The 13,257-nt window shown below is 47.8% G+C and carries 10 protein-coding genes; 4 read left to right on the forward strand and 6 right to left on the reverse strand.

The genetic code is table 11. From position 1 onward, the window contains the following. Positions 1–3: 3 nt before the first annotated feature. Positions 4–858 (forward strand): SDR family oxidoreductase, encoded by an 855-nt coding sequence (locus C2I18_RS27580; protein ID WP_249898889.1) that lies wholly within the window; start codon positions 4–6, stop codon positions 856–858. Positions 859–964: 106 nt separating this feature from the next. Here the strand turns inward: C2I18_RS27580 and C2I18_RS27585 are convergent, their stop codons facing one another. The 4 genes from C2I18_RS27585 to C2I18_RS27600 are packed head-to-tail and all read right to left on the reverse strand — an operon-like array spanning position 965 to position 7,470. Next, on the reverse strand, positions 965–2,425 hold the full coding sequence (locus C2I18_RS27585) for a glycosyltransferase family 2 protein (protein WP_249898890.1): 1,461 nt from the start codon (positions 2,423–2,425) through the stop codon (positions 965–967). Next, positions 2,406–3,497, reverse strand: coding sequence for a HEAT repeat domain-containing protein (locus C2I18_RS27590; RefSeq protein ID WP_249898891.1), 1,092 nt, complete (start codon positions 3,495–3,497; stop codon positions 2,406–2,408). The genes C2I18_RS27585 and C2I18_RS27590 overlap by 20 nt, the downstream gene beginning before the upstream one ends. After that, the gene (locus tag C2I18_RS27595; RefSeq protein WP_249898892.1) at positions 3,494–5,140 is read right to left on the reverse strand and encodes a response regulator transcription factor; all 1,647 of its coding nucleotides are present in this window, start codon (positions 5,138–5,140) and stop codon (positions 3,494–3,496) included. The genes C2I18_RS27590 and C2I18_RS27595 overlap by 4 nt, the downstream gene beginning before the upstream one ends. A gap of 20 nt (positions 5,141–5,160) precedes the next feature. Continuing rightward, complete coding sequence (locus C2I18_RS27600) at positions 5,161–7,470, reverse strand: hypothetical protein (protein ID WP_249898893.1); 2,310 nt, start codon at positions 7,468–7,470, stop codon at positions 5,161–5,163. Between the two features lie 318 nt (positions 7,471–7,788). On the opposite strand from C2I18_RS27600, the gene C2I18_RS27605 reads away from it, so the two are divergent. Then, positions 7,789–9,324, forward strand: a complete 1,536-nt coding sequence (locus tag C2I18_RS27605; protein ID WP_249898894.1) for a glycine betaine uptake BCCT transporter — start codon at positions 7,789–7,791, stop codon at positions 9,322–9,324. 109 nt (positions 9,325–9,433) lie between these two features. Here C2I18_RS27605 and C2I18_RS27610 read toward each other — a convergent pair whose 3' ends face one another. Both C2I18_RS27610 and C2I18_RS27615 read right to left on the reverse strand, forming a co-directional pair. Next, a complete protein-coding gene (locus tag C2I18_RS27610; RefSeq protein ID WP_249898895.1) occupies positions 9,434–10,651 on the reverse strand; it encodes an NAD(P)/FAD-dependent oxidoreductase in 1,218 nt (405 codons plus the stop codon). Positions 10,652–10,844: 193 nt separating this feature from the next. Further along, positions 10,845–11,282 carry a hypothetical protein gene (locus C2I18_RS27615; protein WP_249898896.1) on the reverse strand — a complete coding sequence of 146 codons (438 nt, stop codon included), beginning with the start codon at positions 11,280–11,282 and terminating at the stop codon, positions 10,845–10,847. Between the two features lie 114 nt (positions 11,283–11,396). Here C2I18_RS27615 and C2I18_RS27620 point away from each other — a divergent pair, with 114 nt between their 5' ends. Then, the gene (locus tag C2I18_RS27620) at positions 11,397–12,365 is read left to right on the forward strand and encodes a CgeB family protein (protein WP_249898897.1); all 969 of its coding nucleotides are present in this window, start codon (positions 11,397–11,399) and stop codon (positions 12,363–12,365) included. An 86-nt stretch (positions 12,366–12,451) separates the two neighbouring features. Beyond that, the gene (locus C2I18_RS27625; RefSeq protein WP_249898898.1) at positions 12,452–13,231 is read left to right on the forward strand and encodes a glycosyltransferase family 2 protein; all 780 of its coding nucleotides are present in this window, start codon (positions 12,452–12,454) and stop codon (positions 13,229–13,231) included. Positions 13,232–13,257: the final 26 nt, after the last annotated feature.

A 13,257-nucleotide genomic window follows, 5' to 3' on the forward strand; every position in this document is an offset into this window, starting at 1 on the left:
GGTATGAGCGTGCTTGTTACAGGGGCTTCCGGCAACGTCGGGACTTATGTCGTCAAAGAGCTGATGCGGATGGGGGAACAAGTCATAGCTGCCGGGACGGACACGGAGAAGCTTAAACGAAAATTTGGCGCACATGCCGGTACAGTACTGCTTGATATGAGCAACCCGGCAACATATGACTGTGCTGTTGAAGGTGCTGACAGAGTATTCTTGATCAGGCCTCCCCATATGGGCAAACCGGAAGAGATGTATCCGTTTATTGATGCGCTCAAAGATCGGAATATTCAGTTGGTTGCTTTCCTCTCCTTGATGGGAGTTGAGAAGAACCCGATTCCGCCTCACCATAAAATCGAGAAATATATAGAGCATGCAGGTTTGCCCTATGCCCATATCCGGCCTGGATTCTTCATGCAGAATCTGTCAGGGATTCATGCGACGGAGATTAGAGAACTGAACCAGGTGTTCATTCCGGCAGGGAGGAGCAGAACAAGTTTTATAGACACAGCGGATATTGGCCTGGCAGCAGCGACTTTGTTGCGTGAACCGATATTGTACCGGAACACCAGCTACACCTTAACTGGTTCAGAGTCACTTGATTATTACCAGGTTGCTGAGATTCTAAGCAGAGTAACCGGACGCAGGATCAATTATGCCAAACCCAGCTTTTGGAGATATATACAATACTACATCCATCACCGGAAACTGGATTCTGCCTATGTCAATGTAACGGCTGCACTTTACCTGATGACAAGACTTGGAACAGCCGCGCATGTTACCACGGATTTTCAACAATTGACCGGGCGCGAGCCTCGGACCCTGGCGGAATTTGCAGAATGTCATTTAAAGTGCTTTATATAAAGTTAAGATATTACATTTTAAATTTAGAATGGCATAAATCATGTCCCTGATTCAAATCTCACAGGGACATGATCTTCTTATTTGGATTAAGTTTTTCCTTTCGCGTCTAAGCACCCGGTTTCTTGGAATTCATGACATTGCTGCGGACCATATCTCCCCATTGATGCTGTTTCCCCCGTATGGCCTGGTACAACCCTTTACTGCGCCAGGCTAACATCAGCGGACGGAACCAGAATGCCTCTGAGAGCGCATAAAAGAACAGGCGGAATAAATCGGCAATCTTGTTATAGCGGCCAACGTACCACTGCTCAAACAATACAGCCCCGGCGGATAGGAGGGAACCGTAGATTACCATCACCAGAAGCAAGGCCATACTTAGCTCCAAGTTAACCATACCGAGTGAGATACCCAGTACCAGAGAAATTATGGCGAGCAGCTCTATCACTGGTGACAGCAGTTCGACAAATAAAAAATACGGCATGGCGACCATTCCGATTCTTCCGTAACGCGGATTCAGGAGCATTACCTTGTGCTTCCACAGGCTTTCAAAAAGCCCACGGTGCCAGCGTGTACGCTGCCGGTGAAGAACCTTCAGAGTCTCAGGCGCTTCCGTCCAGCAGACGGGATCCGGAACATATATAATTCGCGCTTTACTTTTCTTTTCCCTGATCCGCCGGTGCAGCCGGACAATCAGCTCCATATCCTCACCGATCGTCCCCGGTTCATAACCGCCGGCTTCAATCACCCAGTCTTTCTTAAATACGCCAAAAGCACCGGAGACGATAAGCAGAAGATTGTACCGGCTTAGGCCGACACGCCCCATTAGAAATGCCCGTAAATATTCAATTACCTGCATGATGACCAGCGGTTTCCTGGACAGAAAGACATTATCGCTGCTGAGATGGCCGCTGTCGACATAGCTCCCGTTAGCAATGCCGACGCTGCCTCCGGTGGCGACAATTTCTTCTCCGGGCAGGGCATCCGTTACAGGCTTCATCACCTTGATAAAAGCATCGGTATCGAGCACCGTATCGCCATCCAGTGAGGCAAAATACGGATATTGGCTTACATTGATGCCAACGTTGAGAGCATCCGCTTTTCCTCCGTTCTCTTTGTCGACGAGCACCAGATTATGATGCTGCAGGGAACGGTAAATGCCGCGTATAGGTTTGGTTTCCCGTCCCAGGCCAGACCACTGCACCCTGCTTTTGATTTCTACCATTTGAAATTCTTCAATCAGGCTTTTCGCCGTTGCATCCTTGGAACCGTCGTTAATAACAATGATTTCAAACTGCTTATAATTGATTCCAAGGAGTGAGCGGACACTCCAGACTATATTAAGCTCCTCGTTATAAGCGGGAACCAGGATAGACAGGGGAGGTGCCAGTTCGCTGGTCAAGAGCTTGTCATATTGGATGGGCTTGATGTCCTTTTCCCGGAACAGCTTTCCCGCGGCAAGAATAAACAGTGTAATATAGACCAGGGTTATAAAAGCAACATAGAATACCAGCCCGTAGGATAAGCTGTTCAGTATATTATAGACAATTTCAATAAAAGACTCCTTCATATCGTTTCCTTTCCAGCGCTTCTTCCGCCATTTCTCTGGCAAAACGGTCCGGATGATGGTGAGCTGCGCTTCTCAGATGCTCTTCTCCTGATTTGTACCGGGACAGCGAATCGCTGGCCGTCTGACGGACAGGATAGGACTCATCGCCCAGAAATTTCAGCAGGACCGGAATATAATGCTCCTCACGGATGCTTCCCATCAGCCGGGCCAGTGCCTGCCGTTCGCTCCAGGAATATCCGCTTTGCGGCTGCTGGAGAGATGCCATCAGCTTGCTGTCACCTTCCGGACTGATATATCCGAAATTAGCAACCGCAAGGATTGCAGAGAGGCGGAGAGCCGGCTCCGTGCTGTCCAGCAGTGACTCCAGAAGGGTAAGGACCGGAACCGAGCGTTCATTCCGCAGGCGAAGCGCATCTACCATGGCACACTGCACCCTTAAGGGATACGCATGGAATTCACTAAGGACTGCATTCTGCATAGCGGATTCCAGCGGTAAAAGCAGCTGCAGCAGCTGGGAATCCGACATGAGGTAAGCTTCTTCCCGGAGATAGGGCAGAACCTCTTCCATTTGAAAGCCGGCTAACGTCCGCAGAATGAGGAACTTTTCAGTATCAGAGAGTCTTGCGCCAAGCAGCTTGATAAGCTCATCCCGGAGGGAATCTATCCGGAAAAGCTCCAGTTCAAGCAGAGCATTAATACGTGTACTCCACCGGCGCTTCTTCAGCAGTCTGGCATAATAATCATGAAGGTGTTTTCTTGCGTATGCATAAATCCGGGATCTTTCCAGCTCTGTTCTGCTTACGGACAGGTGAATTCGCAGCGCCTCGATAACCGGTGACCGGCGGTACGGGCTGACGTTGAGTACACGGGGTTCTTGGCCTGTCTCCAGAAAGAATTGCAGGGCAGAGTCCTGTTCCAGCAATTGCTGGAGACCGCGGCTGTAACGGCTATTGCGCTTGTTCATTGCTGCTCTGCGTACGGACAAATAGATCAGCAGACCCACCAGCAGGATGATAAGTACAAGACCGGATATTCGTACAACCTGCAGGATCATATCAGAAAGGCCGTTCATCTATTCATCCCCCGCAAGAGTCTGACTACCCGGGCTTCCAGCTCTATAAGACTGAAGGGCTTGGTCAAATAATCATCCGTCCCGGCCTGAATGGCCTCGGCAATCTCGCGTTCCTCATTTACACCGGTCAGCATAAGAATCGTATACTCGCCGTGTCCTGCACCGCCGCGGAGCTTCCGCAGCACCTCCATGCCGTTCATACGCGGCATCATACGGTCCAGCACCAGGAGATAACGGCCCCCCATGGAATGCCAGGCATCACTGAAGAATTCTTCCCCGTCCTTATAATTGCGGATCTCCATATTATGGTTCTGCGAAAGATCGGAGAGCTGCTTGGTAAGCAGGTTGCGGATCAGATCATCATCATCGATTACAGCCAGTCGCAGCGTCTGCTCCTGAACATTGTCTGCCTGATTGTCTGAATACCGGGTACAGATTCCACCGCCGGCCGCTTTGGAGGCCGCAACGGCCAGAGCTGCCTGTTCCAGAATTCCTTCGCCGGGCACACTGCTGCTGACAGCCGTTACACCGGCAGAAAAGGTAAGCGTTGGCGGTAATTGCGGGTTCTGGCTGTATTTAAAACCGGCAAAATCCTGAATCAGCCGCCGGGCAGCATGTTCAGCTTCCTCTTCTGTCAGGCCGGGCTGCAGCAGCAGAAAGCGGTCTGCGCGTTCCCTTGCCCAAATGTCCTGGTCCCGCAGACGGGAGGAAATATAAGCCGAGAAGGAACGCAGAAGCTGATCCCCTTTGGTATAATCCCCGTCGGCATTCCATTTACGGAACTCATCAATATCAAGTGCCGTCAGGCTTAAGGGGGAATCCGCAGCTGCCGAAGCGCTGCGCCAGCGCTCCAGCTCCTTCCTTAAGAATTGGCCGTTATAAGCGCCTGTGAGCTCATCTAGCATCAGCATGGAAGTCAGCCTTAGCCGTCTGGAGAGCTGACGGCCGATGCGTGCCGCGAATTCATCGCGGTCAAACGGCTTGGCGATAAAATCATCCGCTCCTGAAGCATAGCTCTTCATCCGGGTGGCTTTGTCATTCCTGGCGCTCATGAGCAGGGTAGGGATGAGCCGTTCTTCGCAGCGGCTGCGGATATTGTCCAGCAGTACAAAACCGCTGCTGTTCTCCAGAACAATATCGAGCACCACACAATCCGGCTCCAGCTCATAACACCATTCCAGCGCTTTCGAGGGCAGGGAGGTGGCCAGAACCATCCAGCCGCAGGCTTCCAACGTTTCTTTAAGCACTCTAAGCATGGCCGGATCATCATCTATAATAACAATCAGGCATTTTTTCTCAGAGCCGCTGGACGCTGCCGTATAAGAAGAAGGAACTTCGGATGGGGCTTCTATTTCTGCAGAAGCAGCGGCAGTCTCCGTTTCCCAGGCAGGAAGGAGGGAATATAACGGCTGAAGCAGCACTTTCAGATCGTCTGCCAGCCATTCCTGTTCCGATCCCTCCCGCAGGTACCCCATCAGCCGTGCGGCCTCAGTTGACCATTCTGATAACCCTATAGTGCCGGCTGTACCTTTAATGGTATGAACCAAACGGTAAATTTCCCTTTCCGGGACAAGCGGCGCGGAGGCCAGAACCCCCATTTTTTCTGTCATCTGCTGAAGAAACAACTGCTGAAATTTGTCCATGACAGGCTCTTTCTCCTTTCTCACTCCCCGGTTATCTGTTCTTTGCCATACAGCTCCTGAATCACAGCATAGGATTGCTTCAATCTTTCTTTGGACTGCGGAAGATCCCAGCCTTCCCATTCGTAACGCGACATCGTGCCGAGCTGGCCGCTCATGCCCGTTGCCGGAAAAGAATCTGCCGCCCGCAAAGTACCGGAAGAGCTCCCCAAAGGTGCCGCATTTCCGTCAGCACCGGGTTTGTAAGTGATCACCGCAATATCTATCCCTTCAATGAAGCTGCTGTTTTGCAGGCCGCCGTCCCAGACGTTTCCGTGGATCTCGCGGGTACTCGGGTCCTTGACATTCAGGAGAGACCAGGGCAGCCGCAGCTCGATCATAGCTTTATCCGGGTTAACAAAGAAATCCGCCAGCGAGTTATAATCCTCAGCCTCAGGATTCCCGTTGCCCTGCAGAAGCTTCCCTGTCTCATAGAAGGAGAACGGCACTTCTTCACCTGTGGAAGGAATGGTTAATTGTTTATTCAGGGCGAGTCGGACCGGGTGGAAGATACCGCTGTTTTGGGCAATAGGATAGGACAGCGCCTCTATGGATTCTCCGTATTGGAACTGGAACAGATCGTAGTAGCTGTCGACGACGATCCTTGATGAGTCTTCCCCTTGAAGCTGAACCACGAAATCTATCCCTTCTTCAGTCCTGACTCCGGTCTCATTCGGAAGGTCCGTATTACCTTGGCCTTGAAGGGTATTAAATGCGATCAGTGTATTCATGGCTCCAAAGGGATTACCTTGATCCATGTCCTTGAAGTCCACCCGCACATAAAGATAGCGTTCATCATGATTGACATATACCTTATTCAATGTCCGCTGTTCATCCCGCCCGTCATCTGCAGATTGAAGCGGGCCTGAATCCTTTTCGTAGAGTGGCGAAGCTCCACTTGCTTCCCAATCCTCTGTGCTGCCGTCTACACGGATTTTGAGCGTGTCAAAGCTTAACAGGCCGAACTGCTGCTCATTGGTCTGCGCATTGGACCAATAGGGTCGTCTGTCCGGGTTGTCCAAATCCATCGTGTTCCAGGTTCGCTTGAACCATTCATCCTGCCAGGTGAACACCAGCCCGCCCATCATTCCTGCGTACATAATATCTTCATACAAACTGGCGCTGATTCTGCCCTGTTCCGCTTCGGAAAGAAAGCCCTGATTCATACCGAAGGGATTCTCATGCGTCAATCCTCTGGAGCTTGGGACACCAAATTCGGCAATGAGAACGGGGAGTGAGTGGGCCTCTTTAAGAACCTTCAGATAAGCGGCATAATTATTGGGATTTCCGCGATGATCTTTGTATTCCAGATAAGCAGGCTCATAGTTCAAAAAATCAGGATAGTAGGGATACACGTGATAGGAAGCGAACTGCCCGGTATGGATATCCTCTTTTAAATGGATCACATTGGGGTTCACTGCGACTATGTCTTCTTTGTCAGAAGGCTCGGCCGGATGCTCCAGGAGATCTGTCGTGACCCAGTTGGTGAAGCTGATCGGGCGCTGCCAATGATAGTTGGTTAGCTCATATTCCAGAGTATGGTCAAAAATACCGGCAAGCCAGTTCTCAAACGGGGCAGCGTTCTCCGTATACACATATTTGCCCGCGTATTCACCTACACTTGCATTCACAAGATTGGTTTGCTGCACCATGTCAGGGTCCCATTCGACTCCCAGGATCCACGCAGCCACATATGGGGAAATATCAGCCTTGTAGCTGCCGCTGGCGTGACCGGGCCGGGGCGCAAGCTCTGCATTTCCGTGGATTACATTAATAACGTTTTCAATTTCCTGCTTAAAAGGCTCCAGATTCTCCGCCTGGAAGGCATCCATGGTGGAAAAAAGGGATTCTTCTTCAATCCATACGCCGTGCATCACATATAACTTAGATTCATGCGAATCATTAAACCTTTTTAGAGCATTATAAAAGCCGGGCGGGTGCAGCGTATAGACCCGGATCATATTGGCATTCATATCAGAGATCATTTCCAGCCAGCGGTAATAATCATCCTCTGTAATTCCGGCTTCTCCGGGCCACGTACCGGGCTTGGCCATCCCCATATTGACGCCCTTGATCTGCATATCCTTCCAGGCATTGTTCTCATAAACCTGCAGGCGGTTATCAGCAATCTTGGCAGAGTAGCGGGTACCAGCCTGCTCATAAGGTGTAGTTACCGTCATAGTACCGTTGATATCTCCTGTCTCAGCAGTTTTTCTGTCACGAAAAAGCAAAATCGCTGCGGCAACAACAAGCAGAAGGACTGCGCCGGATACCGCCAGTTTTTTCAGATTCATAATCCCTCCCAAATTTTAAGTAATATATATATAAAACTAACATGTTCATACTTGGCCAGCAACAAGAAGACGAAATGAAGAGCAAACCAGTGATTATTTGCCTAACTATTAGGAATATGTTAAAGTCCTATTTATGTCAGTTTTATTACGTTTATCCGTTTTTAAAGAGGGAGCCTGCACAAAGCGGGCTCTTTTTGCTGTTTTTGATTATATAAGAAGGGGAGGGGATAACCTAGACCGGATCTTCCGAAATATTACAGGCTGAAGTAACACATACTGAATGAAACGGTTCAAATTAAGATCAAATGGAGGTTCATTATGGTTTTCACCATTGCAATTACCATTGTTGCGATTTTTGCATTATGGGGAGCATTTGCCCCTGACCAGCTGGCTGATACAGCCAACGCCGCTTATAATTTTTCCATTCAAAATTTCGGCTGGTTTTATTTATTGGCTACTCTGTTTTTCCTGATCTTCACCTTCTATTTAGCATTCAGCAGGTATGGCAGCATCAGACTTGGGGATGACGAGGATGAGCCGGAATATTCCACGTTATCCTGGCTGTCCATGCTATTTAGCGCGGGTATGGGGATTGGACTTGTATTTTGGGGTGTGGCTGAACCTTTATCCCATTATTTATCTCCGCCGGAGGGCGTTGAAGGGGGGACAATAGAAGCTGCAAGGCTTTCCATGCGTTATTCCTTTTTTCACTGGGGACTGCATCCGTGGGCTATCTATGCCGTCATCGGCCTGGCACTTGCTTACTTCCAGTTCCGCAAAGGCTTTAAAGGCTTGATCAGTTCAACCTTTATCCCTTTATTGGGGGAACGTCTGGTAAACGGCTGGCTGGGCAAGATGATCGATATCCTGGCGGTTATCGCCACCATATTCGGGGTAGCTACTTCGCTTGGACTTGGTGCGCTGCAGATTGCCGGAGGATTGGATTATTTGTTAGGGATTCCGAATACTGTTACTTCTCAGATTGTAATTATCGCTGTAGTGACCGTATTGTTTCTCATCTCTGCGACTACGGGTCTGGATAAAGGAATCAAAATCCTTAGCAACACAAACCTTGTTCTGGCCATTCTTTTGATGCTTTTCGTATGGGCGACAGGTCCGACCTCTTTTATTCTCGATATATTCACAACCACGTTAGGCAGCTACCTTCAAAATATTATTAATATGAGTTTAAGATTAACGCCTTTTTCACAAGGAACCTGGATAGGAGCATGGACATTATTCTATTGGGCCTGGTGGATCGCCTGGGCTCCTTTCGTCGGAACTTTTATCGCCAGGGTATCCAAGGGAAGAACCATCAAGGAGTTTGTCATTTGCGTCATGATTATTCCGAGTCTGTTTGGTTTCATCTGGTTTTCAGTATTTGGCGGTACGGGGCTTCACCTGGAAATGTTCGATGCAGCCCAACTGGCAGCAGCCGTTAAAGAAGATACGACCACCGCTCTTTTTGTTACATTGGAGCAGCTGCCCCTAGGTACCATAATTGCTTTTATTGCTACGCTGCTGATCATGATCTTTTTTATCACCTCAGCCGATTCGGCTACCTTTGTCCTTGGCATGCTGACTTCAGACGGCAAGCTGAATCCCAGTGCAAGAGTCAAATTAACCTGGGGGATCCTGCAGTCTGCCTTAGCAGTAGTACTGCTGATCAGCGGCGGGTTGAGCGGTCTTCAGACTGCCTCCATTGTGGCCGCCTTGCCTTTTGCCATTGTCTTAATCGGCATGTGTTTCTCTCTGCTCAAGGCTCTTCAGGCTGAAGATAAAGAGCGCCGCCAACGGGAGAAACGCCAACGCCAGGAGCTGAAACGGCTGCTGGAGAAAAAGGAATTATATTAAGTAGCCCTCAGCCCGATAAACCTGATAAATAAGTAAAAAAGGCCCGAACCATGCAACCAGAAGAGGTTAGCGGTTCGGGCCTTTTATCGTGAGGCGTTCTTAATGTCTGTTACCGTGGAACAAGAGGCCTGCTTTGCAGGTAGATATCCAGATCCGGATTGGATCCATTCAGGATCTTCTCCGCAATAATTTTAGCCAGAACACCGTTATACACCGTTCCGTTATCTCCGTAAGCCATAAGGAAATAACAATGAGGATACTTTTCATATTGGCCGATGATAGGTAAGCCGTCATGCGTCCCTCCATAAAAGGCTCCCAAATAGTATTCCGGCTCGGCTGGAATGTCCGGGAACAGGGTGTTAAATGCTTTAAGAAGTTTATCCTTGCTTGCCAAAATTTTAGAATCTCTTGTTCTCGCGTAGGATGTATCCTTATCCATTCCGCCGATAATAACCCGGTTGTCAGGGGTTGTACGCATATATACATAGGGGCGTGCCGTTTCCCATATTAATGTTCTTTTATGCCAGCCGGACAGATCGGCAACCGGCTTCGTAATGACAGCATAAGAGCTGGCCAGGGTAGCATTTTTTTCGGTTTTAAAGTCGCTGTCCTCATAACCGGCCGCGATGATAACGTGTCTGGCCCGGATTTCACGTTTTTCTTTGGTGTAAAACAGTGCATAATCCTGTTCAAAACGCCTGCCCGTGATTTCTGTGTGTTCATAAATCAAACCGCCCTGTGATTGCACTTTCTCAAGAAGCCCGTAAACAAATTTAAGCGGGTTCATCTCGGCATCATCGTAATAGTAAAGTGCTGCTTCTTTCCGGAACGGATACAGTGCGGATATACGCGCGGCATCCCATAAATCTGCTTTAAACCTGTATTTCCGGAGCAGAACAAGCTCTTCGTTCAATTCAGGAAGATCCTCTTTAGAGCTTGCGTAATACAGGCTATCCCTTCTTATAAAGTTTGGATCAATGGGTAACTGAAGGCATACCCGTTCAATGTCATTGATAGCTTGCTCGCATAGTTTAAGATGACGGGCAGCCGTTTCCTCACCAAAAGAGCGGCTGAGCGAAACAAAACTTTTTTCTCCGGAATACTGAATCAATGCCGTATTTGAACTGGTGCTGCCTTCACCGGCTTTTCTTTTGTCGACAACAACAACAGACAGCCCTTGTTCAATGAGGATATTTGCACACTGGGCGCCGGAGCTTCCCGCACCGATAATCAACACATCGCAGGATATGTCGTTTTCAAGCCTGGGGTACGAAGGGGGGGAAGAAACTGTCGTCGGCCAGTACAAATTACCGCTTTGCAAATCCATATTAAACGTCTCCCTTGTTAATGTTGATCCTTAGTATGGTCACTTTTCCAGTACTAGATGCAGATAAATAAAGCAAAGGCCCGAATTCTTTTAACCTGATCAGGTAAAAGGTTCGGGCCTTTATCGTTGTAATGGCTGTATCAGAATAGGATATGTATACGCCGCCCGGGCCAGCCGGGGAAGCTGAGTAAATTTATACAGGCGCATATACTTTTCCCGTTATATTGACTGGCCCGGTTAGAGTGATATCTCCCTGGAGGTCCTCCGGGTTAGAGGCATACACTTGAACTACATGAAATTCTGTAGACACATTCGTAAGAACTGTCTGGAATGTTGTGGTCATCTCTATCAGTTCATCTTCATCGTATGGAATGGACTTTTGTTCAGCACTGCCCACAAGGATTCCATCCATATAGATCTGAAGCAAAAGCTTTGGCAGTTGTGGGGGAGTGACAAAAAGGTATGTTGCCTGCCAGCCTACTGTTGTAGTGAATTCAACAAAATTGGTTGCAACGGGAATATTCACTCCAAATTCTAATATCAATTTAGGTGATCCATCAACAGGAACTATAGCGCCATTATCCAGGTTGGTCATAATGCTTCTGACGAATTCAACTAAGTGTTGTGCCATAATTTAACCTCCACTACTTTTATTTAACATTATATGGTTTCGTCTTTTTATTGTTTGTGGCATTATCCCGATAAACCAAAAACTGTTAATTAAGCTGAGGGAGGAAGAAATCTAATGAAAATTCTTTTTATAACTTCAGGTTTCAGAGCGGTTTATTGCTTTTTTGAACAAAGTATAGCAGAAGCGTTTCAGAAGGCTGGCCACTGTTGTGAATCCTTTTCATTAAATAAAGGTTTAGAGGAGTTAAAGCTTGCCCAGCAGTTATTGCAGCCGGATCTAATTCTAGCAATGGCCGGCTTGAAGCTGCCGAGTCCTGTATTGGAATTCTTGCAGCAAACCCAAGCAAAGACAGCCATTTGGATGACAGAGGATCCATATTATATGGACTGGACCTTTCCGCTCAGCACTTATTTTGACTACATCTTCACCATAGATCAGGCAGCATTAGAACAGTATACAGGAATGGGGCATCCGCACGTGTACCATCTCCCGCTGGGAACAGATCCGGAAATATTTCATTGCGCACCTGTCTCTGATGAGTTTAAAAGTGATATTTGTTTGGTAGGCGTACCCTATAGTAACCGGATTGAACTTGTTGAATTCCTGCTGGAGAGCACCAACTATCAGGTCCAAATCGTCGGAAGAGGGTGGGGCAGGCTGCACAAGGAATGGACAAAAAAGAAGAACCGGCATTTAAATGCAGTGAATGCTTGGGTAAGACCCGAAACAGCTGTTCAATACTATAACGGCTCTAAAATTGTTTTAAATATCCACCGTCCAGCGGATGAGAAATATAACAGGAACCGTATGGGCATTGCCGCGAAAAGCATTAATAACCGCACCTTTGATGCTGCCAGCTGTCAGGCATTTCAGCTTGTTGATTACAAAGAAGAGCTGGGAGTTCATTTTGAGGAGGGAAAAGAATGTATATCCTTTCTGGGTAAAAATGATCTCCTTGACAAGGTTCATTATTATATCGGGCATGACGAAGAACGCAAACAAATCGCCGTGAAAGCAAGAGAACGCGTACTGGCTTCACACACCTTTCAGCACCGGATAGAGCAATTGTTAATGAAGCTTTAATTCTATTCAATATAGCCTTTCAACCTATTACGTTTTGATTACAGAGACATACTATAGAAAATAAGCAGCACAAAGGAGGTTTTAGATTGGCGAAGGTAACCATAATAATGACTAGCTATAACAAGCCGGCATATATAACAAAGTCCATCCAATCCATTGTGGATCAGACATTTACAGATTTTGAGCTCCTCCTGATGGATGACAACTCCAATGCAGCAACAATCAAAGCTATTGAGCCCTTTCTGGCAGATACAAGAATCCAGTTCTATCAAAGTGATATTCAAACTATGGAGGAGAGAGTGGAGAAGGTAAGATATGCCGCTCTGATCAATGAAGCCCTGCTTAAAGCGTCAGGTGATTATATCTCCTATGCGACTGATGATAACTGCTACAGACAAACAAGACTGGAACAAATGGTGAATTACCTGGAGAATAATCCGGATGTCATGATCGTGTATTCTGCCTCCATGGTCAATTACCTGAATGAATCAGATGAGATTACGAGACAGCAATTAAGACCGGCCAAAAAAATAGTCTCGGTGGCTCCCTGCCAAGTCGACCATTGCTCTGTTATGCATAGAACATCCATTCTTCCAATCATTACAGAAAAATTCGGTTCCTGCTGGGATGAAAATCCGGAGTTTTACAGGATCGGGGACGGCAGATTTTTTTGGCGTCTGAATCAGTTCTGGGATTTCTATCCGATAGAGGATATTCTGGATGATAACTATATAACGGAACTATCCATCCATTACCAACTCCAGCAGCAGGAAAAGAGCCGATTTATTCAAATGCTGCCGCCTCAAAGAACCTGTAAAGAACTCAGGGAAGAGCTAAGAGCAATGCAGCAGAAAACAAAGAAATAGCTCTGCCGAGCTCATAACATAGGGGA

The sequence above is a fragment of the Paenibacillus sp. PK3_47 genome (assembly GCF_023520895.1).
GTDB lineage: Bacteria > Bacillota > Bacilli > Paenibacillales > Paenibacillaceae > Paenibacillus_AQ.